At 70.4% G+C, this 24,058-nt stretch carries 21 protein-coding genes; 8 read left to right on the top strand and 13 right to left on the bottom strand.

Annotated features, from left to right (window positions below; translation table 11 throughout):
* Nucleotides 1-152: 152 nt before the first annotated feature.
* The 3 genes from JYK18_RS36715 to JYK18_RS36705 all read right to left on the bottom strand — a co-directional run bounded on the left by JYK18_RS36715 (nucleotide 153) and on the right by JYK18_RS36705 (nucleotide 4,218).
* Nucleotides 153-1,727 (bottom strand): succinic semialdehyde dehydrogenase, encoded by a 1,575-nt coding sequence (locus JYK18_RS36715; protein ID WP_206808000.1) that lies wholly within the window; start codon nucleotides 1,725-1,727, stop codon nucleotides 153-155.
* Between the two features lie 13 nt (nucleotides 1,728-1,740).
* On the bottom strand, nucleotides 1,741-3,369 hold the full coding sequence (locus JYK18_RS36710) for a GMC family oxidoreductase (protein ID WP_206807999.1): 1,629 nt from the start codon (nucleotides 3,367-3,369) through the stop codon (nucleotides 1,741-1,743).
* Nucleotides 3,370-3,483: 114 nt separating this feature from the next.
* Nucleotides 3,484-4,218, bottom strand: coding sequence for a TetR family transcriptional regulator (locus JYK18_RS36705; protein WP_206807998.1), 735 nt, complete (start codon nucleotides 4,216-4,218; stop codon nucleotides 3,484-3,486).
* Between the two features lie 82 nt (nucleotides 4,219-4,300).
* Between JYK18_RS36705 and JYK18_RS36700 the strand changes: the two genes are divergently transcribed.
* Entirely contained in the window at nucleotides 4,301-5,182 is an 882-nt protein-coding gene (locus tag JYK18_RS36700) for an alpha/beta hydrolase (RefSeq protein ID WP_206807997.1), read from the top strand.
* Between the two features lie 241 nt (nucleotides 5,183-5,423).
* Nucleotides 5,424-5,639 carry a hypothetical protein gene (locus JYK18_RS36695; protein WP_206807996.1) on the top strand — a complete coding sequence of 72 codons (216 nt, stop codon included), beginning with the start codon at nucleotides 5,424-5,426 and terminating at the stop codon, nucleotides 5,637-5,639.
* Nucleotides 5,640-5,660: 21 nt separating this feature from the next.
* Here the strand turns inward: JYK18_RS36695 and JYK18_RS36690 are convergent, their stop codons facing one another.
* On the bottom strand, nucleotides 5,661-7,361 hold the full coding sequence (locus JYK18_RS36690; protein ID WP_206807995.1) for an AMP-binding protein: 1,701 nt from the start codon (nucleotides 7,359-7,361) through the stop codon (nucleotides 5,661-5,663).
* Between the two features lie 168 nt (nucleotides 7,362-7,529).
* Between JYK18_RS36690 and JYK18_RS36685 the strand changes: the two genes are divergently transcribed.
* Nucleotides 7,530-8,372, top strand: a complete 843-nt coding sequence (locus JYK18_RS36685; protein ID WP_206807994.1) for a LuxR C-terminal-related transcriptional regulator — start codon at nucleotides 7,530-7,532, stop codon at nucleotides 8,370-8,372.
* Between the two features lie 91 nt (nucleotides 8,373-8,463).
* On the top strand, nucleotides 8,464-9,819 hold the full coding sequence (locus JYK18_RS36680) for an MFS transporter (protein WP_206807993.1): 1,356 nt from the start codon (nucleotides 8,464-8,466) through the stop codon (nucleotides 9,817-9,819).
* Between the two features lie 7 nt (nucleotides 9,820-9,826).
* Here JYK18_RS36680 and JYK18_RS36675 read toward each other — a convergent pair whose 3' ends face one another.
* From JYK18_RS36675 to JYK18_RS36665, 3 genes are read right to left on the bottom strand one after another with little or no spacing between them, the layout of a single operon-like run.
* Entirely contained in the window at nucleotides 9,827-10,696 is an 870-nt protein-coding gene (locus JYK18_RS36675; protein ID WP_206807992.1) for a crotonase/enoyl-CoA hydratase family protein, read from the bottom strand.
* Nucleotides 10,680-11,291 (bottom strand): TetR/AcrR family transcriptional regulator, encoded by a 612-nt coding sequence (locus tag JYK18_RS36670; RefSeq protein ID WP_206807991.1) that lies wholly within the window; start codon nucleotides 11,289-11,291, stop codon nucleotides 10,680-10,682. The genes JYK18_RS36675 and JYK18_RS36670 overlap by 17 nt, the downstream gene beginning before the upstream one ends.
* Nucleotides 11,292-11,335: 44 nt before the next feature.
* Nucleotides 11,336-11,593, bottom strand: coding sequence for a hypothetical protein (locus JYK18_RS36665; protein WP_206807990.1), 258 nt, complete (start codon nucleotides 11,591-11,593; stop codon nucleotides 11,336-11,338).
* Nucleotides 11,594-11,610: 17 nt separating this feature from the next.
* Here JYK18_RS36665 and JYK18_RS36660 point away from each other — a divergent pair, with 17 nt between their 5' ends.
* Nucleotides 11,611-11,865, top strand: a complete 255-nt coding sequence (locus JYK18_RS36660) for a WD40 repeat domain-containing protein (RefSeq protein ID WP_206807989.1) — start codon at nucleotides 11,611-11,613, stop codon at nucleotides 11,863-11,865.
* A 9-nt stretch (nucleotides 11,866-11,874) separates the two neighbouring features.
* On the opposite strand, the gene JYK18_RS36655 is transcribed toward JYK18_RS36660, so the two are convergent.
* Nucleotides 11,875-13,767 carry a ricin-type beta-trefoil lectin domain protein gene (locus JYK18_RS36655; RefSeq protein WP_206807988.1) on the bottom strand — a complete coding sequence of 631 codons (1,893 nt, stop codon included), beginning with the start codon at nucleotides 13,765-13,767 and terminating at the stop codon, nucleotides 11,875-11,877.
* Between the two features lie 216 nt (nucleotides 13,768-13,983).
* On the opposite strand from JYK18_RS36655, the gene JYK18_RS36650 reads away from it, so the two are divergent.
* Nucleotides 13,984-15,021 (top strand): LacI family DNA-binding transcriptional regulator, encoded by a 1,038-nt coding sequence (locus JYK18_RS36650; protein ID WP_206807987.1) that lies wholly within the window; start codon nucleotides 13,984-13,986, stop codon nucleotides 15,019-15,021.
* A 5-nt stretch (nucleotides 15,022-15,026) separates the two neighbouring features.
* Here JYK18_RS36650 and JYK18_RS36645 read toward each other — a convergent pair whose 3' ends face one another.
* The 3 genes from JYK18_RS36645 to JYK18_RS36635 form a co-directional block, all read right to left on the bottom strand.
* Entirely contained in the window at nucleotides 15,027-17,372 is a 2,346-nt protein-coding gene (locus tag JYK18_RS36645; protein WP_206807986.1) for a helix-turn-helix domain-containing protein, read from the bottom strand.
* Nucleotides 17,373-17,426: 54 nt separating this feature from the next.
* Nucleotides 17,427-17,768: a hypothetical protein gene (locus JYK18_RS36640; RefSeq protein WP_206807985.1), complete on the bottom strand. Its 342-nt coding sequence runs from the start codon at nucleotides 17,766-17,768 to the stop codon at nucleotides 17,427-17,429.
* A 94-nt stretch (nucleotides 17,769-17,862) separates the two neighbouring features.
* A complete protein-coding gene (locus JYK18_RS36635; RefSeq protein ID WP_206807984.1) occupies nucleotides 17,863-18,570 on the bottom strand; it encodes an alpha/beta fold hydrolase in 708 nt (235 codons plus the stop codon).
* A 92-nt stretch (nucleotides 18,571-18,662) separates the two neighbouring features.
* On the opposite strand from JYK18_RS36635, the gene JYK18_RS36630 reads away from it, so the two are divergent.
* Entirely contained in the window at nucleotides 18,663-19,220 is a 558-nt protein-coding gene (locus JYK18_RS36630) for a TetR/AcrR family transcriptional regulator (RefSeq protein ID WP_206807983.1), read from the top strand.
* A gap of 149 nt (nucleotides 19,221-19,369) precedes the next feature.
* On the opposite strand, the gene JYK18_RS36625 is transcribed toward JYK18_RS36630, so the two are convergent.
* Both JYK18_RS36625 and JYK18_RS36620 read right to left on the bottom strand, forming a co-directional pair.
* Nucleotides 19,370-21,691 (bottom strand): beta-L-arabinofuranosidase domain-containing protein, encoded by a 2,322-nt coding sequence (locus JYK18_RS36625; RefSeq protein ID WP_206807982.1) that lies wholly within the window; start codon nucleotides 21,689-21,691, stop codon nucleotides 19,370-19,372.
* 342 nt (nucleotides 21,692-22,033) lie between these two features.
* Nucleotides 22,034-22,996 carry a GlxA family transcriptional regulator gene (locus JYK18_RS36620; RefSeq protein WP_206807981.1) on the bottom strand — a complete coding sequence of 321 codons (963 nt, stop codon included), beginning with the start codon at nucleotides 22,994-22,996 and terminating at the stop codon, nucleotides 22,034-22,036.
* A 122-nt stretch (nucleotides 22,997-23,118) separates the two neighbouring features.
* On the opposite strand from JYK18_RS36620, the gene JYK18_RS36615 reads away from it, so the two are divergent.
* Complete coding sequence (locus tag JYK18_RS36615; RefSeq protein ID WP_206808332.1) at nucleotides 23,119-24,054, top strand: NADP-dependent oxidoreductase; 936 nt, start codon at nucleotides 23,119-23,121, stop codon at nucleotides 24,052-24,054.
* Nucleotides 24,055-24,058: the final 4 nt, after the last annotated feature.

Raw genomic sequence — 24,058 nt, 5'->3', positions numbered from 1 at the left:
GAGGCTCCTTGGCTCGCGTCACGTAACCGAGACGTCGGCACCCCGGGCCGCCTCGTTACACGCTCCTCGGAACCCTCATCCTTCTGCGGGAGAAGGGGAACTGGCTTCTCGCGCCATCGGCGCAAACGTTTCGCCCATCCGGGCGCGGGCAATCACCGAATACGGAACTTCCGCATGAGTTTCAGGCCGGAAATCATGCTTTTGACGTACTTTTCGTAGTCCTGCCCCGGACGCGGCCCCATCACCTGCTTCTTGAGCACGGCGAGGTTCTTCACGTCGGTGTACTTGAGCAGTCCCTGATCGCCGTGGCGGGCGCCGACCCCGGAGGTTTTCACGCCGCCGGACGGGGTTCCCTTCGAGGCGTAGGCGGTGGCGAGGATGTCGTTGATGTTGACGTTGCCCGATTCGATGCGCGCGGCGACCGCGCGTGCGCCGTCGAGATCGACTCCCCAGACCGAGGCGTTGAGGCCGTATTCGGTGTCATTGGCCAGTTCCACGGCTTCGTCGACGGTGCGGTACTTGTGCAGCGCGACAACGGGCCCGAAGGTTTCGGTGACCCCGCAGACCATGTCCTTGGTGACGCCCTCGAGAATCGTCGGCTCGAAGAACGCCGGGCCGAGATCCGGGCGCGGCTTGCCGCCGCAGAGCACGTTCGCGCCCTTGGCCACCGCATCGTCCACATGCGACTTGACCCGCTGCATGTGGTCCACCGAGACGAGCGAGCCCATTTCCGGCCCGAAGTCGTAGGCGGCTCGCACGTCGAGCGCTTCCGCCTTGGCCACGAACGCCTTCTTGAACTCCTCGTACCGCGATTCCGGCAGGTAGATCCGCTCGATGTGCATGCAGATCTGCCCGGTGTTGCCGAAGGCGCCGAAGACGGCGCCCTGCACCGCCTCGGCCAGGTCGGCGTCGGGCAGCACGATCATCGGGTTCTTGCCGCCGAGTTCGAGGCAGCAGCCGATCAGGTTCCGCCCGGCCCGTTCGCCGATCACCCGGCCGGTGGCGGTGGAACCGGTGAACATCACGTAGTCGGCGTTGTCGATCAGCGTCGGGCCGACGTCCGGCCCCTCCCCGCACACCACCTGGAACAGGCCCTCGGGCAACCCGGCCTCTTCGAGCAGCCGGATGCCGTAGAGCGGTGAGAGCGCGGTCTTGTTGTCCGGCTTGAGCACCACCGCGTTCCCGGCCATCAGCGCGGGCACGGCGTCGGAAATGCCGGTGGCGAACGGGAAGTTCCACGGCGCGATGATGCCGACCACGCCCTTGGGCTGCCGGATCTCGGTGGAGTTGGTGACCAGCGGGACCGGCCCGCCGCGCCGGGTCGGCGCCAGGAGTTTGGTGGCCCGCTTGAGGTAATGGCTCATCACCATCGCCGGGTCGCAGGTCTCCTCGATCGCCATCTGCCGGTTCTTGCCGCTCTCCACCTGGATCAGGTCGGTGACGGCCTTGGCCCGGTCGGTGAAGAGCGCGTGCGCCCGCTTGAACACCGCCAGCCGCTGCTTGAGCGGCGTGGCCGCCCACTTCCGCTGTGCCTCGCGGGCGACGGCGAACGCCCGCTCGATGTCGGACGGCGTCGACTGCGGCAGTTCCACCAGGGTTTCGCCGGTGTAGACCTCGGTGAGCCGCCAGGTCGCCCCGCCCGAGCCGGGCACTCTGGCGACGAGCTGCCGCAGGAACGCGTCGGTGACCGACGCCGGGCGGGTGAGCGCGACTGGGGTGACGGTCATGGTCCCTTTCCCGTCAGTTGCCGGAAAGTACGAGGCGCGCGCCCATCTCGCCGATCATGATGGCGGGCGCGTTGGTGTTGCCGCCGGTGATCGACGGCATGATCGAGGCGTCGCAGACCCGCAGCCCGTCCACCCCGCGGACCTTGAGGTCGGGGGAGACGACGGCGAGCTCGTCGACGCCCATCCGGCAGGTCCCGACCCCGTGGTACACCGAGGTCGCGCGGTTGAGGATGGCGTCGCGCAGTTCCTGGCCGCGGAGGTTGGCGCCCGGGTGGATCTCCGACTTGACCGAGCCCTGGAAGGCGCCGGAGCCGAAGATCTCGCGGGCCATCTCCGAGCCCTCGGCGAGCACTTCGAGGTCGGCGGGGTCGGCCAGGTACTGGGGGTCGATCAGCGGGGCGGCGGCCGGATCGGCCGACGCGAGCCGCAGCGTGCCGCGGCTCTTCGGGTAGATCAGCGTGGTCAGCACGGTGAGCGCGGGCCGCTTGTCCACGTCGTGCCGGATCGGCGCGTCCTGGTTGGGGGAGACGTAGGCCCACGGCAGCAGGTGCAGCTGGAGGTCGGGCACGTCGGTGGCCTGCGAGGTGCGGAGGAAGGCGACGGCCTCGAAGACCGAGTTCGCCAGGAAGGTGGTGCCCGGCCGCATCAGCTCCCTGGCCAGCCCGCGCGCGAAGTAGGGCGGGGTGCCGGTGTTCTTGCTCGACGAGACGTGGAAGGTCAGCGCGTGGAACATGTGGTCGTGCAGGTTGTCGCCGACCGGGAGATCCGCGAGCACCTCGATGCCGTGGCTCTTGAGGTGCTCGGCGTGGCCGAAGCCCGAAAGCATGAGCAGCTGCGCCGAGCCGATGAACCCGGCGGAGAGGATGACCTCCTTGCCGGCGCGGATGGTGCGGCGCCCGCCGTTGGCGTCGGTGACCTCGACCCCGGTCGCCCGGCCGTTCTCGACGAGCACCTTCCTGGCGAGCACGCCGGACTGGAGTTCCAGGGTCGGCGGCGCGAGGTGGTGGAGGTAGCCGCGGGAGGCGCTGTAGCGGAGGCCGTCGGCGGCGTTCTGCTGCATCCGGCTGACGCCCTCTTGGGACTCGGCGTTGTAGTCGTCGAGGATCTTGCAGCCGATGGCGTCGGCGGTGGCCTGGATGAACTGGAGCGAGCCCTCCTGGGGGATCTTGTTGCGGGTGATCCGGATCGGGCCGCCGGCACCGCGGAACGCGTTCTCGCCGTCCTCGAAGTCCTCCATCCGCTTGTACGCGGCGTTCACGCTGTCCGCGTCCCAGCCGGTGTTGCCCTCGGCGGCCCAGGCGTCGAAGTTGGCGCGGTTGCCGCGGACGTAGACCATGCCGTTGATCGAGCTGGAGCCGCCGACCACCTTGCCGCGGGGGACCGGCATCGTGCGGTCGAGCGCGTGCTTCTGCGGGACCGAGTAGTAGCCCCAGTCGAAGGGCTTCTTGAGCTGGGGCACGGCGTGCATCGGCCCGACCAGGCCGGGCTTGCGGACCAGCAGCTTCTCGTCCGTCTTGCCCGCCTCGAGCACGATCACGCTCGCCCCGGACTCGGCGAGCCTGCCCGCGATCGCCGCCCCGGAGCTGCCCGACCCGACGACCACGTAGTCGGCCTCGTCGCCGCGCGGTGCCCTCTTCGCCATGTCCGCTCCTCGGTCCGGCGCGCCAGTCAAACTATAACCTGTTCTAGTTTTGTCACCGTAGAGCGTTCGCTCCCGGACCGCAACGGTCGCCGCTTCGCGTGGTTGATTTCAAAATCAACCGGCCGAGGTTTTGAGACAGCGGTAGACGGTGGCCCGTGAGACGCCGAGGCGGTCCGCGATCACCTGTGCCGGGTGCCCGGCCGCGTACAGGTCGCGGGCCCGCTGGGCGTCCGGCTCGGTCAGCGCGGCGGGCCGCCCGCCACTGCGGCCGCGGGGCCGGCCGCGAGGACGGGTGCCCGCCGGTTCCTCCTTCTCGGCCGGGGTCGCCAGCAGGGCGCGCGCGCCGTCGAGGATGAGCCGTTTGACCTGCTCCGGGGGTTCGTCGAGGAAGAGCACGACCGGATCGGCCAGCCCGGCGACCACCTGGGCGGCACGCACCCGCTGGGCCAGGTCGTGCTCCGGGCCGCGGATCAGGTCGTTGGCCAGTGCGATGGCCGCGCGGAACCGGTCCGCCACCGGGGCCTGCACCAGCAACGTCATGTCCCGGACCAGCATCAGCAGCGTTTCCCGGTGGCGCAGGTGGACGTCGACGTAGCCCTCGATGGCGCGCCAGCGCACCGCTTCCGGGTCGCCGGCGGTCTCCGCGTCGTTGAGCGCGCCCTCCAGTTCGTCCAGCAGTGGCAGCGTGAGGTGGCGGAGCAGCTCGTCCTTCGAGTCGAAGTGGTAGTAGAGCGCGGCTTTGGTGATACCGAGCTGGTCCGCGATGGCCTGCATGGAGGTGGCGCGGTAGCCGTGTTCGGCGAACAGGGCGCGGGCGGCCGCCAGTATCCGCTGCGGGGTGGTGCTCATCGGCCTCCTCGGGAAGCTGCTTACCATCGGTCAGATTTGTCGCTATGCTGTTGACCGTCGGTCAGTCTACGGGAGTGGGGTCATGCAGGAGCGCGTCAAGGTCACCTTCGAGTCCGGCGGTACCACCTGTGCCGGGTACCTCCACCTGCCTGCGTCGCCGGCGGGACGGCTGCCGTGCGTCGTGCTGTGCCACGGGTTCAGCGGCACGATGGACCGGCTGTTCCCGCACGCCGAGCGGTTCGCCGCCGAGGGCATGGCGGCGCTCGTGTTCGACTACCGCGGTTTCGGGGAGAGCGGTGGCGAGCCGCGTCAGCTCGCCGACGTCGGTGGCCAGCAGGAGGATCTGCGGGCGGCCATCGCGTTCGCGCGGCGGCACGTCGATCCCGGTGCCGTGGTGCTGTGGGGCAATTCGCTGGGTGGCGCCCACGTGATCTCCGTGGCCGCCGATGATCCGGGGATCGCCGCGGTGGTCGCGCAGATCCCGTTCAACGGCTTCCCTCGGCGGGTGGCGGGCCGTTCGACGGGGCAGACGCTGCGGTTGCTGGCCGCCATCGGCTGTGACGCGCTGCGCGGCAAGCTGGGGCTGCGGCCGTTCTACATCCCGATGGTCGGGAGGCCGGGGGAGCTGGCCGTCGCGGCCACTGCCGAGGCCGACCAGCACATCCGCGCGCTCACCAGCGGTGGGGAGGATTCTTTGTGGCGCAACAGCATCGCGCCACGGGCGCTGCTCGGCATGATGCGCTACCGTCCCGCGCTGGCCGCGGCTCGGCTGACCGCGCCGCTCCTGGTCTGCGTCGCCGCCGACGACCAGGAGACTCCTATCGAGACGACCAGGGAGCTGGCCGAACGGGCGCCGCACGGGGAGTTGCGGAGTTACCCGGGCACGCACTTCACGTTCTACACCGACCCGGCCGTGCGCGAGCACGCCCTCACCGACCAGGTCGCCTTCCTGCGGAACCGGTAGTGGGTGTATCCGGAATGTACTTCCGCTGGACCTCGCCGTTCCACGCTATGAGCGCTGTCGATCCCTGTGATGAGAGGGCATGCGCTCGTGAAACCCAAGCTGAGCCGGTCGCTCGAGGTGACCGGTCAGGTCCTGACCGGCGCCACTTTTGCCGTCCTGTTCGGTTTGTGGGGGTCGACCGCCGGTGCCCGCGAGGCCAAGGCGTCGGTCAAGCCACGGCCCGCCAGTTGCGATTCCCGCTGTGAGCCGCAAGGGGGCCGCGTACTGGCCACGGCGAAGGCCGCAAGGAGAAGGACAAGGACCGAGGCTCGACGAGCGGTTCCGCGCCCTGCTGCGGCCGGGCCCCGCGGCGCCGGACCTGCCGTGGTGGGAGGCGGGGATACCGGCTCGTGCCGGGGCCGAACTCGCCCGGCACTACCGGGACCACCACGGCCTGACCATCGAAGTGTGCGAATGACCGGCTGCGGCGAAACCGGACCTAGGACTGCAGCCGCGGGAACTGCTCGTCCCGGTATTCGGTGACTTCAGTCTGGCCGGTGGCCGCGCGTTCCTCGCGGCCGCGCAGGTCGACGCGCCGGATCTTGCCGGAGATGGTCTTCGGCAGGTCGAAGAACTCGATGCGCCGGATGCGCTGGTACGGCGCGAGATTCTCCCGGGCGTGCTTGAGAATGGAGAAGGCGGTCTCGGCGGTCGGCTCGTAGCCGGCGGCGAGCGCGACGTAGGCCTTCGGCACCGCCAGCCGGAGTTCGTCGGGGGCCGGGACGACGGCGGCTTCCGCCACGGCCGGGTGCTCGATGAGCACGCTCTCCAGTTCGAACGGCGAGATCTTGTAGTCCGACGCCTTGAACACGTCGTCGGTGCGGCCGATGTAGAAGATGTACCCGTCGGCGTCGCGGGAGGCGACGTCGCCGGTGTGGTAGTAGCCGCCCGCCATGGCTTCCGCGTTGCGTTCGGCGTCGCCCTGGTAGCCGGTCATCAGCGACATCGGCCGCTGTGCCAGGTCGACGCAGAGCTCACCCTCGTCGGCGGGCTGCCCGGTGAGCGGGTCGACCAGCACGATCGGCACGCCCGGCAGCGGCAACCCCATCGAGCCGGGCTTGACCGGCATGCCCGGCACGTTGCCCACGGCCAGCGGCAGCTCGGTCTGCCCGTAACCGTCGCGGATGGTCAGGCCCCACGCGGCGGCGACCTGGTCCATCACCTCCGGGTTCAGCGGCTCGCCGGCGGACAGCAGTTCGCGCAGCGCCCCCGGCCCGCCGGAGAGGTCGGCCTTGATCAGCATGCGCCACACGGTGGGCGGGGCGCAGAAGGTGTTCACCCCGGCTCGCCGGATCTGCTCCAGCAGCTTGCCCGCGTCGAAGCGCGCGTAGTTGTAGACGAAGATCGTCGCCTCGGCGATCCAGGGCGCGAAGAAGCAGGACCAGGCGTGCTTGGCCCAGCCGGGGCTGGAGATGTTCAGGTGGACGTCACCGGGCTTGGCCGCCACCCAGAACGAGGTCGCCAGGTGCCCGACCGGGTAGGAGACCTGCGTGTGCTCGACGAGTTTCGGTTTGCTCGTCGTGCCGGAGGTGAAGTAGAGCAGTTGCGGGTCCGAGGGCGCGGTGCCCGGGTGTTCGGCGGGCGGCACGGTCAGCTCGTAGGCGTCCCGGTAGGCGACCCAGCCGTCCGGCGCGTCCCCGACGGCGATCCGGCGGTACGAGCCGGGAACCTGGTCGAACTTGGCGGTGTCCGCGGCGTTGACCAGGACGTGCTGCACCGCCGCGCGGTCGATGCGGTCGGCCAGCTCGGCCGGTCCGAGCGCGGTGGTCGCCGGGAGGATGACCCCGCCCAGCTTCATCACCGCGAGCATGGACTCCCACAGCTCGACCTGGTTGTCCAGCATCAGCAGCACGCGGTCACCGCGGGCGACGCCGTGGGCGGCGAGGTGCGCGGCGGCCTGGTCCGACCGGCACGCGAGCTGGTCGAACGAGTACTTCGCTTCCGACCCGTCCTCCTCCTCGACGATCCACAGCGCCGTGCGGTCCACGCCCCTGGCCACCGCGTCGAACCAGTCGATCGCCCAGTTGAACCGGTCGCCGAAATCCGGCCAGGCGAAGGACGCGACCGCCTTCTCGTAGTCGCCGGCCAGGTCCTGCAGGACGTCGCGGGCCGCGCGGTAGGCCGCCGTGGTGCTCGACATCGTCGTCTCCCCATGAGTTGCCCGGATCGAGGTCGGCTGAGCGTGACCGGTGCCGGAGACCGCGGACTACCCCCGTGCGGGGGTAGTGGCCGGTGCGGCTCTTGACGTATCCGTTCGGGCACCGCACCCTGCACCTTTCGGCGCGGACGTGCCAGGCAAGGAGGCCCGATGGCTGTCGACTGGAGCCACACCACGACGATCGACCGCGTCCTCGGCCTGCGCCTGAAGCAGCTGCAGCAGCTGACCGGGCTCCCGGTGGTGTTCGGCGGTGCCACCCTGAAGGAGTCGACGGCGCCGCAGCTGCGCATCGGCCACCTCCGCGGCACCGTCGGGAAGTCCTTGTTGGACCTCCGCGTCGAATCGGGGCGGGGCCTGGGCGGCTCGGTGATCCAGACCGGGGCGCTGCGGACCGTGCGTGACTACGCCTCCACCCGGACCATCACCCACGACTTCGACGCGATCGTCGTGCAGGAGGAGCGGCTCAGCTCCGTCTTCGCCCTGCCGGTCAGCGTGGCCGGCACGGTCCGCGGCGTCATCTACGGCGCCCTTCGCGGCCAGCAGACCATCGGTGACGTCGTCCTGGAGCGAGCCACCACCTTCGGGGCGAGCCTCGAACGCGAGCTCACGACGCTGCTGGAACCGCCGGAGCCGCCGACCCAGCCGGTGCCGGCCCGCGCCCGCGCCGCGCTCGACAAGCTCCGCGAGGTCGCGCTCGGTGTGGAAGACGAGACCGTGCGCGACGCCTTGCTCGGCATCGCGCGGGACCTCCGCGAACTCGACGACGACCGGACCCCGCCCGTGGCGGTGCGCGGCGACGGGGTGCACCTCGCCCCTCGGGAGATCGAGGCACTCCAGCACGTCGCCGTCGGTCTGCGCAACAGCGAGATCGCCGAGGTGATGCGCCTGCGCACCGAGACCGTGCGCGCCTACCTGCGCAGCGCCATGCACCGGCTGAACGTGCACAACCGGACCGCCGCGGTGCACGCCGCCCGGAAGCACGGGCTCCTCTAGCGCGGGTACCCCTTTTCGCGGGTATCGACTGTGGACCGCGGCTTGCGAACCTCCGCTCGTCACTTCGGTTCGAGCTCAACGAGGAGCTTCGATGTCCAGTTCGCAAGGCAGTGCGGCGCCGCCGGTCCCGCTGTGGCGCGTCGCGGCCGCCAGCTGCGCCGGCACCACGATCGAGTTCTACGACTTCTTCATCTACGGCACCGCCGCCGCCCTGGTCTTCCCCAAGGTCTTCTTCCCGGCGCTGGGCGCCACGGCGGGCACGGTCGCCTCGTTCGCGACCTTCGCGGTGGCCTTCTTCGCCCGGCCGGTGGGCGCGATCGTGTTCGGCCACTTCGGCGACCGCATCGGGCGCAAGCGCACGCTGATCTCGACCCTGCTGCTGATGGGCATCGCCACCGTCCTGATCGGACTGCTGCCCGAAGCCGGGTCGATCGGCGTCACCGCCCCGATCCTGCTGGTCGTGCTGCGGTTCGCGCAGGGCTTCGCGGTCGGGGGTGAGTGGGCGGGCGCGACGCTGCTCACCGCGGAATACGCGCCGCGGCACAAACGCGGCCTCTACGGCGTGTTCCCGCAACTCGGCCCGGCGATCGCGTTCGCCCTGTCCAGTGGCACCTTCCTGGCCACCGGGCTGATCATGGGCGACACCGACGAGGCGTTCCTGTCCTACGGCTGGCGGATCCCGTTCCTGTTCTCGATCGTGCTGGTCCTGGTCGGGCTCTACGTCCGGATGAGCATCGAGGAAACCCCGGCGTTCCGCGCGGCACAGGCCGTGGCGAAGGCCGAGGCGAGCTCGCTCGACCAGCGCAAGCGGCTGCCGTTCCTGGAGGTGCTCCGCGCGCAGCCGCGCGAGGTGCTGCTGTCCGCCGGTGCGCTGGCCATGCTGTTCGCGTTCTTCTACATGGGCACCGCGTACCTGACCAGTTACGGCACCAACCCGAAGGGGGCGGCGCTGTCCCGCCCGGTCGTGCTCGGCATCGGCATCGGCGCCGCGGTGCTGTTCGGGATCGCGATCGTGCTCGCCGGGATGCTGTCGGACCGGTTCGGGCGCCGCAACGTCATCCGCGCTTCCTGCGTGGCCGGGATCATCTGGGCCTTGGTGTTGTTCCCGCTGCTCGACACCGGCAGTGCCGTGGCGTTCGCGATCGGGCTGTCGGTCACCCTGGTGATCTTCGCGATCGCTTACGGCCCAGCGGGTTCGTACCTGCCCGAGCTGTTCGCCGCGCGGCACCGCTACACCGGGGCCGGGCTGGGCTACAACCTCGCCGGCGTGCTCGGCGGCGCGATCCCGCCGCTGGTCGCGCCCAGCCTCGCCGCGTCGTTCGGCAGCATCGCCATCGGCGTCATGCTCTCGCTGATCGGGGTGCTCTCGCTCGTCTGCGTGTCCGCGCTGGCCGAGACCCGCAACCGCGCCCTCGAGCACGAACGGCCCCGGGAGACCGTTTCCTAGGGGCGGGTCACCCCGGCGGCGGGCCACCGCCGTCGGGGATGGGCAGGCCGGAGTCCCGGTAGGCGACGGCGGCGTGGAAGCCGTCGCGTTCGGCGAAGTCGCGGAACCAGCGGCCTTCCGGGGAGTGCCGGGTGATGCCGTCGAACAGGGTGGCCAGTGTCTGGGTGCCCGCCAGGCCCATGTTGTCGTAGGCCTGGTTGATCATCAGTTTCTGCATGACGAGCTGGTTGATCGGCACCCCGGCCATCCGGTCGGCCAGCGCTTCCACCGCCTCGTCGAGCCGCTCCGGCGGGACGGCCTCCAGCGCCAGGCCGTACTCCGCGGCGGTCGTGCCGTCGATGGTGTCGCCGGTGAGCAGCATGCGCTTGGCCAGCTGGGCGCCGAGCCGGTACACCCACATCGCGGTCGTCGGGCAGCCCCACACCCGCGCGGGCGGGTAGCCGATGCGGGCGTCGGTGGCCATGACGAGCAGGTCGCAGGACAGCGCGATGTCGCTGCCGCCGGCGATGGCGTGGCCGTGGACCTTGCAGAGCGTCGGTTTCAGCGAGCGCCACAGGCTGAAGAAGTTGTCGGTGTTGGCCTTCATGCCCTGGAAGTCTTTGATCGGATCCCACAGCGGGCCCTGGTTCCAGCGGTTCTCGGCGTCTTCCTCGGCGAACTGCTTGAGGTCGTAACCCGAGCAGAACGCCCGGCCCGCGCCCTGCACGACGATGACCCGAACCTGGTCGTCCTCGTTGGCGCGCTGCACCGCGTCGCGGATCTCCGCGGGCATGACCTCGTTGATCGCGTTCAGGCGCTCCGGCCGGTTCAGCGTGAGGTACGCCTTGCGGTCGCGGACGGCGTAGGTGAGCGTGGTGAATTCATGCGTCGCCGGCATGCGCGACTCCCAATGCTCGCAAGGTGAAGGTGACCAGACCCGGGATGGTGTCCGGGCTCGCCGCGCCCTCGGCCAGCGGGCCGATCAGTGCCTCCGCGCCGGCGCCGACGAGCGCCGACGCGGTCAGCCGCGGATCCTGCGGCGGCAGCACACCGGACTCGACGCCTTCGGTGATGCGTTCGGCGAAGACGTCGCGGAACGCCTCGCGGAACACCAGCCGCTCGGCGTCCACCGCCGGATCGACCGGCTCGGCCAGCAGCGCGTACGCCAGCCGGGGCGACTTCAGCGCCCGACCGGCGAACGTCTCGACGACCGCCACGACCTGCTCCACCAGGTCCCCGGGCCGTTGCGACGCCTCGGACACCGCCGCGACCTCGCGGGACACCACCGTGCGGAACAGCTCCGCGGCCAGCTCGGCCTTGCTGGAGAAGTGCCGGTACACGCTGCCGGTGGCGATCCCGGCCGTGGCCGCGACCGCCGCCATCGAGCACCCCGCGTAGCCCTCGTCGGCCAGCAGGGTGACCGCGGCCTCCAGCACCACGTCCCGCTGAGCGTCCAGCCGGGCCCGCACGGCGGGTGTCTGTCGGTAGGGCATGGAAGAAGTGAAGCACTGATTCAGTGCTTCATGCAAGGGCTCGGTCAGCGGTTCGCGGCAGCGCGGCTGGCCAGCCAAACCACGTAGGCTGCGAGTCCCGCGATGCCCGCTTTGCGCGTCTTGTCCGCGGACAACGCCACGCCCAGCGCGAGCTCGGTGGCCCCGTTGCGGTACACCCACCCGCGGGTGTCCTTGGGGAACAGCGGCGCGGTGATGGCCTCGAACAACCGCGGCGCCGCGAAGTGCGCCAGGCCGGTACCGGCGATGAGCATTCCGGCCACGCGGGCGGGGTGGGCAGACATGGGCAGCTCCTCGTTCGTTGATCAGCGCGCGGATTGAAGCACTGATTCATTTCTTCATGCAAGCGTGCCGCGGGTGCTCAGCGAGATGGATAGCCGTCGAATTCGGCGCCGAACGCCTGTCGCTGCGCCTGTGGCAGGTCGAGACCGGGCAGCAGATCGGTGAGGCCATCGACGGTGTCAACGGCGCGGCGTTCAGCCCGGACGGCCGCACGCTGGCCACCGCCGGTGATGACCAGGTCGTGCGGCTGTGGTCCTTTCCCAGCGCGGGATGACCGGTGTGGTCAGGCGGTCGGCATGCTCCACGTCTGGTTCGGGCCACCGACGCAGTCCCACACCTGTAGTTGGCGACCATTGGCCGCGTCACCTGCGGCGAGGTCGAGGCAGCGTTTCGACCACGCGTTCTGGTACTGGTCCGTGCCGACGCGGATCCATCGCTGGTTGTCGCCGCCCCAGCACGGATGTGTGGTGAGCCGCGCGCCGTTGCCGACGGTTTCCGCGGGCTGGTCGAGGCATTCGTTGCCGATCCTGATCTTCCCGGCGGCGGTGAACGTCCAGCGCTGGTTGCCGCCGGTCAAGCAGTCCCAGATCTGCACGACGGCCGTGGCGTTGTCGCGGTCGGCGCACTTGCCGGTCCCGTTCCACCTGATCGCGCCGACGCCCTGATCCGGTCCGCTGGGGGCGTTCGCCCACGCCTTGCCCAGCCGCCGGAACGTCAGCGACTCGAGCCGGACGGTGCCGTTGTTGGCGTACGCCCGGATGCCGAGACTGCGGCTCGACGAGTCGAAGTTGACGTTGTCCGTGACCGAGATCCGGCCGTCGTTGCCGAAGGTTTCCAGTTGCCCGCGATCGACGAGCACACGCAGCTTCACCCGGTTGTCGATGGGCGGCATGGGGGCGTCGGCCAGGGTCTGCCGCGTCCGGTCGTACCCGATCGCCGCGTCGCGCGTGCCGTCGTCCCGCCGGTGCAGTTCGAAGCCGAAGTCCGTGGCGGTGGCTCCGGCCAGGTCGTAGGTCGCCTCGATCTCGTAGGTGTCCGCGGCGATGCCGTTGAACGGGTTCGTGGTGATGTCGTCGGAGATCGTCAGGTTGCTCCAGGTCTGCGCCGGCTGACGGATCGAGGCGATCTCGGGCACGGGGTTGCGGGTCACCCGGAGGCCCTCGCCCGCGAACGTCCTGAGCCCGAGTTGCGCCGGGAAGGACGCGTTTCCGGTCCAGGTCGCGCCCTTGTTCCCGGGCTGCCAGAACATCTGGACCACCCGGTTGTCGGGCAGGTTGGTGAAAGTGAGGCCGGCGTAAGCGGTTCCGTCGAAGCTGGTGCGTCCCAGGTCGAGGCGTTGCGGTTGCGACCAACCGGCGTCCGGCACGAAGACGCCCGCGCTGTCGAGCGCGCCCACTACGTACTCGCCGCTGGCGTCCTGCAGGACCCACTTCGTGTTCGCGGTGTCCCCGTCGACCGGCAGCGGGAAGAGGTCCGGGCACTCGAACAGCCAGTCGGCGCGGAACTCGCCGCCGTAGGTCCAGTCGAGCAGGTTCGCCGAACTGTAGAACTTCGCGACGTTGCCGCCTTCGTCGCCCCAGAACACCATGCCCCAGCGGTTGCGTGCGGCGTCCCAGAACACCTTGGGGTCACGGGATTCGAACGGGGTGGAGAGCACTTTGGCGCCACCGTTGTACATCCGGAACGTCTTGGCGCCGTCGGTGCTGTAGGCGATGGACACGCCGTTGGTGTTGGTGAAGAGCAGGATGGGCGCGTCGGCACCGGTTTTGAGGCCGGTGACGTTGGCGGTGTCGACCCAGCCACCACCGGAGAACAGGGTGGCGTTGTGCGTGCCCGGCTCCAGGGCGATCGGCTGTTGTGTCCAGTGCACGAGGTCCTTGCTGATCGCGTGCCCCCAGTGCATCGTGTCCCAGTGCAGGCCGTGCGGATTGTGCTGGTAGAACAGGTGGTAGGTGCCGTTGTAGTACAGCGGCGCGTTCACGTCGTTCATCCAGCCGCCCTGCGAACTGAAGTGGAACTGGCCGCGGAACGGCTCGCTGTAGTCGGTCGCGTCGTAGGGATATTCCGGATAGGGCGCGGCGTGCGCCGTGGGCCCGGCGATCATGGCGAGGATCGTCACCGCCGACAGGAGAACGGCGCGGCGCCGGAGCAGGCGCTTGACGGCAAAGCTGCGCATCGGAGTCTCGCTTCACATCGATGGGAAGGGGAGCTCGCTTCGGTCTACGTCAACGTTGACGTAACGGGCCTGTGGCGCCAACCGCTACGGACGGAACCACTTCCGCGGATCAGCCGGGAAGCGGGGCTTTTGCTACGTCATCGTTGACGCTAGCTTTGGGCGAGAAGTGACGACAAGCCGCCGTTACGCAAGCGTTACTCGGAATGGGCAGGTGCCATGGAGTCGCGGGGTGCCCGGCGGGAGCCGACCATGCGGGACGTCGCCACGCTCGCCAAGGTCAGCACGAAAACGGTGTCGCGGGTGATCAACGACCTGCCCGGGGCCGGTCCCGAGGTGGTCGACCGGGTCCGCGCGGCCGCGCGCACCCTCGGCTACCGGCCCAATCTCTCCGCCAGCAGCCTGCGCCGCGCCGACCGGCGCAGCGCCACCATCGGTGTGCTGCTGGAGGATCTGTCCAACCCGTTCGACTCCGCGCTCCTGCGGGCGGTCGAGGACCTGGCGCGGAAGAACGACGTGCTGGTCCTGGCGGGCAGCAGCGAGGACGACACCGACCTGCAACGCGAAATGCTCACCTCGCTGGCCACCCGCCGAGTCGACGGCATGGTCGTCATGGCCGCCGGCGGGCACCAGGACGCGTTGCAGCAGGAACGTGAGCGCGGCATGCGGATGGTGCTGGTCGACCGGCCGCCGACGTTCCAGAGCACCGACAGCGTCACCACGACCAACCGCGACAGCTCGCGGGAAGCCGTGCTCCAGCTCGCGGGCCTGGGACACCGGCGCATCGCCTTCCTCGGCGACCGGCAAACACTGTGGACGAGCCAGGAGCGCTACACCGGTTACCTGGAGGGGCTCGCCCGTGCCGGGCTGACCCTGCGGGAAGAACTCGTCCACACCGGCCTGTACGGCCCGAACGCCGCGGAGATTGCCACAGCATCCCTGTTCGACCTCGACGAGCCGCCGACCGCGTTGTTCACCGCGCAGAACCTGCTCACCGTCGGCGCGATGCGATCACTGCGCGACCGCGGCCTGCACCACCAGGTCGCCCTGATCGGCTTCGACGACTTCCCGCTGGCCGACATGCTCGAACCCGGTGTCACCGTCCTGCGCCAGGATGTCCCGGCCCTGGGCCGAAAAGCGGCGGAACTGGTCTTCAACCGGATCAAGGGCGACCATTCCCCGCCGACGCACGCCGTCATCCCGGCCACCCTCATCCGCCGGGGCTCGGGAGAGATCCCGCCACCCTCCGGCCGGTGACAGGTCTAACGCTTGGCGCGGTAGGCCTTGGCGAAGTGCTCCTGGAGGCGGGCGTGCCGGAACTGGTAGACGGCCCCTGACTGCCGCAGCACGCCGCGGCGGTAGGCGTCGTCGAGGAATGCGTTGACGGCCCACGGAAGTTTCCGGCGGAGCGGGAGCCGGAAGCGGGTGAAGACCAGCCACTGGCCCCACGCGGTGAAGGCGACGAGGTAGGCGAGCCCGACGCGGAAGCCCGCGGTGATCCCGAGCAGCAGGCCGTCGGTGACGGTCCAGTCGACGTTCAGGGGCTTGCCCGCGACGACTTCGAGCGCGCTGGTCACGGCGAGGCCGCCGAAGCCGATGGCGACCCCGAGCGCGACGGAGAGCAGTCCGGTGAGGCGCAACGCGGTCGTGCGGTTGGCGGCGAGGAGATCGGCGGGACTGCTGGTGGTCAGGTTGGCGGGCGCTTCCAGCAGCGCCACGAGCGCGAGCAGCGCCCCGCAGGCCGGGCCGAAGGTGAGGCCGACGATGACGGCGTCGACGAGCAGCCCGGGGTCGTCCGTGGTGGGCCGGTCCGGTGTCTTCGCGAGGAAACCCGCCAGCGAGTAGGCGAACCCGGCCAGCGTGCCGCCGATGGTGCCGGCCACGAACCTCGCGGCGGCCCTTCGCCGGAAACCGGGTTGTCGTTTCGACCGGTCGAACAGCCGGACGCGAACCCTTGTCGGCTCGACGATCTCGCTCTTGCGGAGCACGACGAACCAGTACAGCAAGCCGAACGGGACCGCGATCACCGGGCCGACGACGAGCCCGTCGAGGAAGATGACGTACGGCCGTAGCGGCGCACCGGTCATGAGCGTGTTGAGCGGGCTGTACACCAGCCACACGACCAGCGCCGTGGCCAGCCACGCGGACGCCGTCACCATGAGGGCGCGCGATCGACGGCTGATGGCCGAACTGCCCAGCCGCCACCATTCGAGATCGCCGGTGCCCCGGCGGTCGAGGTCGTCGGCGAGAAAGCCCAGCCAGTGGCGGACCTCGTCGAGATCCCAGCGCTGCCTGGCGTCGTCGCCGAGGCCGGGCGCGGTTTCCTGCTGTCCGTTGTAGACGGTGGGGAGGAAGGTGTCGAGCAGGTGCTCTTCGATGGCGTGTGCCGTCGGGAACCGGCTGGGGTCCAGCAGGTCCGCCGGGTCGCGGTCGCGGGGGTCGCTGTAGACCGCGCGGGCCAGGCCGACCATGAGCGGGGTGCGCAGGACCTCGGCGAGGTTCGCGGCGGGGCTCCCGGCGGCCGGGTCGCGCAACTCGGCCAAGACCGGGTCCCAGGCCGTGGTCCCGTCGCCGGAGGTGGTGCGGCGGGCGGTCCGGGGCAGGTAGCCGGTGAGGTCGTCGGGGGTTAGGTCGGTCAGTTCGACCACGGCCGCCGAGGTCAGCACGTCGACCGTGGTGACCGCGCGCTCGTACTCGTCGAAGCGGCTGGTCAGCAGCAGCGGCCTGGACAGGGAGTTGAGCGCTTCGAGGGCTGGGCGGTGCAGGCCCTCGGCGATCTCGTCGAAGCCGTCGAGCACGGGCAGGATGCGTTCGGTGTCGGTCAGCACGGCCGCCAGCGTCGAACCGCCGGGAGCGGCGGCGGAGAGACCGGGGTGGTCGCGCTGGAGTGTCTCGACGAGCCAGGTGCGCAGCGGCATCGTGGCCGGGTCCCACGAGCCGATGTTGAAGATCACCGGGACGGCGCCCCCGGGTTGGCGGGCGGCCAGCGCGTCGAGGACGAACCGCAGGGTCAGCACGGTCTTGCCCGCGCCGGCTCGGCCCAGCACCACCAGCCGTCGCGAGGGGATGGCGCGGTAGGCGCGCGTGATGTCGCCGACTTCGCCGGTGAGGTCCAGCGGGGTCGCGGTCACGCCGTGCGGAACGCGGCAGATGTTGTCCCAGTGGTCGGCGAGCCGGTCCGCGGCGGTCCGCCAGCGGACGGGCAGCGGGAAGGGGTCGTGCACGCGGCGCAGTTCCTCTTCGCGCCGGAGCCGGGCGGCGATGATCGTGGCCAGGTGGTCGGCCGCGGCCGACACCTCGGCGGGGACGGTGCGGACGAGGGCGGGCGTCGGGACCACCGGTCCATCCGACGAGGGCGTGACCGGCTCGACGGCCTCGGATTCAGGCCTGCCGTCGGCGGCGGAGAGGAGGTCGCGGCGCTCGCGCGGGGTGACGCCGAGTGCGTCGGCGAGCAAGGTCACCGTGCCGATGCGCGGGTCGTTGCCCCCGCCGGTCTCGAGCCGCCGGATGGTGCGCACCCCGATGCCGGACCGCGCGGCCAGCTCCTCCTGGGTGAGTTCGGCGCGGCGCCGAATGTCGCGCAGGAGGACGCCGAACCGACTTGCCACGGGAGACGACCCTTCGACGTGTACCTTTTTCGGACGCGGGCGGGACGGTTGTCCTCAAAGGACGGACAGGGAGTCTGCCGCTTCCAGCTCTTCCAGCGCCTGCTCGACCGCGCCCAGCGCGGTTCCCGTCTTCAGTGCGAACAGCGACTGGGAGAGGGGCCGGGTCAACGGGTTGCGCCGGTGGACCTTCGCCGCTCTCCTGGCCCCGTGGATGGCGTCGACCGCGGTGGTGAGGCAGTGGCGGAGGTGGTTCGCCTCCGGTAGTTCGGCGGCGCAGGAACTGATCCTGTCGACGGCCCCGGCCAGCTCGGCTGTGCGGCGGATGCACGCCGGCGTGGTGAAGCTCGCCAGCAGCTCGCGGACCTCGCGCAGCTCCTTCTCGGGGTTGGTGTTCACGCGAACATCATGCCCTACCCGCGCAGGTGTGACGCAAAAGCCTTGCCGTGTCACACCTGCGCCACCGTTCTACAGAGGACCTCCGTGCTGGAATTCAGCTTTCCGGCGAGCTGCCCGATGCGCGCAACGCCCGATCGGTGACCAGGTCCATCAGCTCGATGCCGTGCGCCGCATCGGGCACGACCTCGACGCGCACACTCGGCGAAAGCGCCGCGATGCGCCGCGCCTGCCGTTCCGCGTCGTAGAGCACGCTGCGCCCGCCGAGCACGAGGTCGACCGGTACGCGCAGCGACCGCCATTGGTCCTCGGTCAGCGTGTCGAACATGAACGCCTTGGTGCGGTGGGAAAACTGCGCCAGCGTGATCCGCCGGACGGTGTCGTCGAGGAAGGCGCTGAAGCTCGTTTTCGCGAACCGCCGCCGGAGCACCGTCGGGGAGAGCATCAGGCCGAGCCCGGCGGCCAGCCACAGGTGCTGCTTGAGCCCGAGGTCCGCGAGCCCGCCGGGATCCACCGCCGTCACCCCGGAAAGCCGCCGCGGGCGGCGGATCGCCTGGTTCAGCGCCAGCCACCCGCCGCGCGAGACCCCGGCCAGGTGCACGCGTTCGTGGCCCAGCGCGGCGAGCACCTGGTCGAGCCAGTCCGCCACGGACTCCGGATCGGGCAGCGGCGCGGTCTGCACGCTGCGCCCCGGCTCGCCCAGCGAGTCCACGGCGTAGACCGGGTGGTGCACGCCCAGTTCGGCGGCGTGCGCCTGGAACGACAGCGAAGTCGCCATGACGCCGTGCAGGAGGACCAGCGGCACGCCGGTGTCGCTGCCGCTGCGCCGCACGTTCGTCGAGCCGTAGCTGGTTTCGATCGTCAGCTCTTCGCGGGGCTGCGGCCAGTCCAGCAGCCGTGCCGAAACGCGTGGATCACGAGCAACGGCGCCGGGAGATCACCGGCGCGCTCTGGGAGATCGCCAGGGCGGAAGGGCTGGGCGCGGTCACCCTGCGCCGGGTGGCCGCCGAGGCGGGCATGTCGATGAACCTGGTGCAGTACTACTTCCCGGCCAAGGAGGAAATGCTCGAGTACGGCCTGCGGCACCTGATCGAAGTCGCGTCGGACCGGCTCCGGGGCGAGATCGAGGCGGCCTCCGGGCCGCGGGCCGTGCTCCGCGCCGCCCTGCTCGGCCTGCTAGCGGTCGACGAGCGCAGCCGGCTGCTGACCGCGGTGCACCACGCCTACCTCGCCCACGCGATCACCGACGCACGCGTCGCGGCCCTGCTCAACCGGATCCCCCGCGAACTGGCGGGGCAGCTCGCGCCCGCGCTGGACCACCCGGCCGCACTGACCGAAGTGGACGGTCTGCTGGCGATGGTCACCGGTCTGGCGCTGGGCTTGCTCGTCGGTACCTACACCACCGCCGAGGCCGTGGCACTGGTCGACCACCGCCTGACCACCCTCTTCGGCTGACGGCTTGCCGCCGGCGTGGCGCGGCAACCGCAGCTCGGCGAACCCGGATGACGCAGGCAGCGACCGCGGGACCGGTTGCCGCTCAGCCAAGCCCGTTGTCAAGGGTCTCCGTGGCCCGGCCGACGTGGTGGCGTTACCGGCGATCTGCCCTAGTTGCCGCCCATGACGCGCCATCGGTTGTCGGCGGTTCCGTTGTCGGAGTCCTGGACCGCGAAGGCACCCGCGCTCGCGGAGTTGTTTTCGATGCCGAGCAGTTTGCCGCTGTGCGCGTTGCGGATCTTGTACGTCCCGTCTCCCTGGTCGAGCAGCGTCCACCGGTGATCGGCGGTGCCGTTGTCCGACCACTGCAGGACGTGCGCGTTGTCCGCTGTGGACATATCCCGCACCCCGAGCACCTTGCCGCTGTTGGCGTTGCGGAAGCGGACCGCGTTGCCGTCGGCGACGATCTCCCAGTTGTGGTCCGCGGTGCCCGAGTCGTGCCACTGCAGCGCGCGGCCGCCGTCGGCGGTGGACATGTCCTGGATGCCCAGCACCAGCCCACTGCCCACGTTGACCAGGCGGGAAGTGCCACCACCCTGGCCGCTGGTGTTCCAGTAGACGCTGTAGTTGTGGCCGTGGGCGTCGTAGAAGGGGCCCAGATTGACCGTGGAGCCGTTCGCCGTGGCGGTGAAGGCGAGCGAGCTGGTGCTGGTCCTGGTGATCGAAGCGGTGTTCAGTGCCGGCAGGGAGCTGAGCGAGGTGTTCCCGTAGTTCCCGGACAGCACCGTGGGGCCGTAGGTGACCGCGGCGACGTTCGCGTTGTCGTTGGCCTGCCGCAGGATGATGCGCATCGGCAGCCGGAGGGTGACCGTGTCGCCGGGGCTCCACGAGCGGGTCAACGTGGCGTAACTGCCCGGCGTGGTGGAGATGTTCTGGACCGCGCCGTTGACGCTGATGGTGGCCCCGGTGGTCCAGCCGGGGATGCGGAGGCGCATCGGCCACGTGCCGCTGACGTTGCCGGTGACCTGCAGGGTGGTGGTGTCACCGACCGGGTACGACGTGGTCTGGGTGACCGTGATCCCGCGCTGCGACCAGGTGAGCACCGAGGGCAGGAACATGTTCACGATCAACGTCGTGCCGTCGTGGAAGTAGACGGAGTCCATCAGCGCCGTGTGCATCTCCAGGCCCGTGCCCTGGCAGCACCAGAAGGAGTCGTAGTCGGTGCTCCACGTGCCGCCGCCCCACGCCGGTCCCACCCCGCGGCGGCCGCCCGGGTTGAGCGGGGTGAAGTAGGTGACGTGCCCGTGGGCGTCGGCCGGGTTCTGCTGGCCGATCATCTGGTTCAGCCACGCCCGCTCGTAGTAGTCGAACAGCTGGACCCGGCCGGGGTCCAGCGCGAACAGCTCCCGGGTGAGCTGGAGCATGTTGTAGGTGTTGCAGCTTTCGCAGGTGTCCTTGCTGAGGTAACCGGCGATGGCGTTGGGCGGGCGGAAGTGCTCGGCCTGGCTGTTGCCGCCGATCACGTAGGTGTGCGCGTCGACGCAGATGTTCCAGGCGTTGGCGGCGATGTCCCGGTAGCGGGTGGTGCCGGTGGCCTTGTACTCCCTGGCGGCACCGATCCACTTGGGCACCTGCGTGTTGGCGTGCAGTCCGTTGAGCTGGTCCTGGTTGGCCGCGAGCGGGGTGAACACCGCGGCGTGGTCGAACCGCTGGGCGGCGGTGAGCCACCGCGAGTCGCCGGTTTGCTGGTACAGGTCGGCCAGCACGGCGTTCATGCCACCGAACTCCGTCTGCAGCATGGTCTGCATCTGCTGGGTGGTCAGCCTGCCGGTGCGCCAGTCGACCCACCCGGCCAGCCGCAACAACACGTCGCGCGCCTGCGTGTTCTCCATGAGGCGCCACACGTCCAGCAGACCGGCCATCGTCTTGTGGATGCAGTAGTAGGGCACGTTGCCGTTGTTCAGGGTCCGCGCCTCCAGCGCGGTGAAGTCGGCCTCGGGGAAGCCGGACAGGTACCCGCTGTTGAACCCGGCGGCACCGTTGTTGGCCTGGCACTTGGCCAGCTCCGCCACCATGTGGCCGGCCTTGTCCCGGCAGGCGGTGTCCCCGGTCAGGGCGTACACCTGCGCCCAGGCGGTGAGGAAGTGCCCCTGCATGTGGGTGCGGAACGGGAACGTCGGCGCGTCCCAGCCGCCGTTGGCGGCGGCGCCGTGGGTGGGCAGCCGGTGGTTGGCCCGGAAGTTGTACAGCAACCGGTCGACGTTGACGAACCGCAGGTAGTTCACCGTGCGGTTCTGGTTGTCCAGCCACCGGCTCGCGGTCAGCCGCACCTGGCCGAGCTGGAAGGGATGCGCGGACACCCCGAGGTCCGGCCGGACCGGAGCGATCGCCGCGTGGGCCGTCGAGCCGCCGGCGTAGTACCCCGCGGCCGAGGCGACCGCCGCGGCCCCGGTGGCTTGCAGCAGCCGCCGCCGGCTGAACGAGGAAGACATCCCGCACTCCTTCGGTGATCACGAATACGGGCAACCGCCGGTGTTGGTCCATTGTGGACGTCGCCGGGCAGGCGTCGCGGAATCCCGCACCGAAGCGAGGGTCGAGGACAACCTCGGCGCAGTCAAGACGCGGCCAGGATCCCGAACCTTGTGCCGTCCGCTGAGCCGGACGCCGGGCAAGCCGCCCGCGAGGCGGACCACACGACGCTGACCTGGCGTTGCGCGCGCCCCGATGGCTGAACCCGGTCACCTGCACGCGATCCTGGGTCGGCCGCGCGGGATCACCGCGGTGACCGACCCATGTTCGGCGGGTGGGACTGGGGACAGCGCGTTGCCCGGCTCCTAGCGCTTTGCCTGGAACGTCCGCCGATACGCCAAGGGGGAGACCCCGATCGCCGCGTGGAGGTGCTGGCGTAGGGAGATGCCCGTGGCGAAGCCGACCTGAGTGGCGATTTCGTCGACGGGGAGTTCGCTGGATTCGAGGAGGTGGCGTGCGCGGGCCACGCGCTGCTGGATGATCCAGCGGCCCGGGCTCATCCCGACTTCGCCGGTGAAGCGGCGGGCGAAGGTGCGCACGCTCATCCGCGCGTGGTGCGCGAGGTCGGTCAGGCTGAGCGGTTCGTGCAAGCGTTCGAGGACCCAGTGGCGGGTGGCCGCGGTGCCGTCCCCCGGTGTGCTGGGGATCGGGGTTTCGATGTACTGGGCCTGCCCGCCCTCCCGCCACGGTGGCACGACACAGCGGCGTGCCACCCGGTTGGCGATTTCACTGCCGTGGTCCTTGCGCACGAGGTGCAGGCAGACGTCGATGCCGGACGCGGCACCGGCCGAGGTGAGGATGTCGCCGTCGTCGACGAACAACACGTCCGGGTCCACGTCGACGGTGGGGAACAGGCGCCCGAGTTGTTCGGCCAGTTGCCAGTGCGTGGTGGCCCGGCGACCGTTCAGCAGGCCGGCCGCGGCGAGCACGAAGGCACCGGTGCAGATGGAGACGAGCCGGGTGCCGGAGGGGATCAGCGCGAGGGCCGCCGCCACCGGTTCGGGTAGGCGTCCCGAGGACAGTTCCGCCGCGGTGGGGGAGGTGCCGAACGACGTGATCACCACGGTGTCGGCGGCGCGCAGCACCTCGGGGCCGTGTTCGACGGTGATGGCGAAGTCGGCGGCCGTCCGCACCGGCTGCCCGTCGACGGTGCAGGTCAGCACTTCGTAGCGGCCGTCGGCCGCGCCGAAGATCCGGCTCGGCATACCGAGTTCGAAGGGGTACACCCCGTCGAGCGCGAGGGTCACCACACGGTGCGCGGATGCCATGGCGGGGTTCCTCCTGGCGGTTGGCAGGATTCCATCGGATGATGACCATCTTGCCATTGCTGGGGCACCCGCCCGCACGCCAGGCTGGGGACATGACTGAGAACACCGCGAACAGCGCCACCATGCGCGCCATCAGCCAGGACGACTTCGGTGGCCCGGAGGTGCTGAAGGAGGTCGAGCGGCCGCGGCCGGCGCCGGGCCCGAGCGAGATCCTCGTCCGCGTGCACGCGGCGGGCGTCAATCCGACCGACTGGAAGCACCGCGCCGGCAGGTCGGTGAGCCCGGTGCCCGTGCCGGTGCTGGGCTGGGACGTCTCCGGGGTCGTCGAGGAGGTCAGCGCCGGGGTCACCCTGTTCAAGCCGGGCGACGAGGTGTTCGGCATGCTGCCCTACCCGCACGGTGCGGGTGCCTACGCCGAGTACGCCACGGGCACCGCCCGGGCGTTCGCCCGCAAACCGGCGGTCATCGATCACCTGCAGGCCGCCGCGTTGCCGCTCGCCGCGCTCACCGCCCACCAGGCACTCGTCGACACCGCGGACGTGCGGCCGGGGCAGCGGGTCCTGATCCACGCCGCCGCCGGGGGAGTCGGCCACCTGGCCGTGCAGATCGCCAAGGCGCGCGGCGCGCACGTCATCGGCACGGCCAGCGCCGGCAAGCACGACCTGCTGCGCGAACTGGGCGCGGACGAGGTGATCGACTACCGGACCACGGACTTCACGCAGGTGGCCGGTGACGTCGACGTGGTGCTGGATCCCCTCGCCGGCGACGTCCTCACCCGCTCGCTGGACGTCCTGCGCAAGGGGGGCACGCTGATCTCGATCCTGCCGCGCGATGTCGGCGCCGCCGCCGAGGCCAAGGCCGCCGAACGGGGTGTCCGGCTGGAAGTGCTGCTCGTCGAGGCCGACCACGCGGGCATGCGCGCGATCGCCGCGCTGGCCGAGGAAGGCAGGCTCCGCGCCCACCTCGACGCGACCTACCCGCTGGCCGAGGCGGCCAAGGCGCACGCCCATGGGGAGACCGATCGCACCACCGGGAAGATCGTGCTCGCCGTCCGTTGAGCTG

The sequence above is a fragment of the Amycolatopsis sp. 195334CR genome (assembly GCF_017309385.1).
Classification (GTDB): Bacteria; Actinomycetota; Actinomycetes; order Mycobacteriales; family Pseudonocardiaceae; genus Amycolatopsis.
The sequence above is the reverse complement of the archived record's forward strand: the minus strand, read 5'-3'. Positions and strand labels throughout refer to the sequence as shown.

Coding starts and splice junctions, on each gene's coding strand:
- JYK18_RS36685 (WP_206807994.1), top strand. CDS start 7,530: ATGGCTGTCGACTGGAGCCACACCACGACGATCGACCGCGTCCTCGGC.
- JYK18_RS36655 (WP_206807988.1), bottom strand. CDS start 13,767: ATGCGCAGCTTTGCCGTCAAGCGCCTGCTCCGGCGCCGCGCCGTTCTC.
- JYK18_RS36615 (WP_206808332.1), top strand. CDS start 23,119: ATGCGCGCCATCAGCCAGGACGACTTCGGTGGCCCGGAGGTGCTGAAG.
- JYK18_RS36710 (WP_206807999.1), bottom strand. CDS start 3,369: ATGGCGAAGAGGGCACCGCGCGGCGACGAGGCCGACTACGTGGTCGTC.
- JYK18_RS36705 (WP_206807998.1), bottom strand. CDS start 4,218: ATGAGCACCACCCCGCAGCGGATACTGGCGGCCGCCCGCGCCCTGTTC.
- JYK18_RS36690 (WP_206807995.1), bottom strand. CDS start 7,361: ATGTCGAGCACCACGGCGGCCTACCGCGCGGCCCGCGACGTCCTGCAG.
- JYK18_RS36650 (WP_206807987.1), top strand. CDS start 13,984: ATGGAGTCGCGGGGTGCCCGGCGGGAGCCGACCATGCGGGACGTCGCC.
- JYK18_RS36670 (WP_206807991.1), bottom strand. CDS start 11,291: ATGCCCTACCGACAGACACCCGCCGTGCGGGCCCGGCTGGACGCTCAG.
- JYK18_RS36700 (WP_206807997.1), top strand. CDS start 4,301: ATGCAGGAGCGCGTCAAGGTCACCTTCGAGTCCGGCGGTACCACCTGT.
- JYK18_RS36680 (WP_206807993.1), top strand. CDS start 8,464: ATGTCCAGTTCGCAAGGCAGTGCGGCGCCGCCGGTCCCGCTGTGGCGC.
- JYK18_RS36715 (WP_206808000.1), bottom strand. CDS start 1,727: ATGACCGTCACCCCAGTCGCGCTCACCCGCCCGGCGTCGGTCACCGAC.
- JYK18_RS36675 (WP_206807992.1), bottom strand. CDS start 10,696: ATGCCGGCGACGCATGAATTCACCACGCTCACCTACGCCGTCCGCGAC.
- JYK18_RS36620 (WP_206807981.1), bottom strand. CDS start 22,996: ATGGCATCCGCGCACCGTGTGGTGACCCTCGCGCTCGACGGGGTGTAC.
- JYK18_RS36665 (WP_206807990.1), bottom strand. CDS start 11,593: ATGTCTGCCCACCCCGCCCGCGTGGCCGGAATGCTCATCGCCGGTACC.
- JYK18_RS36625 (WP_206807982.1), bottom strand. CDS start 21,691: ATGTCTTCCTCGTTCAGCCGGCGGCGGCTGCTGCAAGCCACCGGGGCC.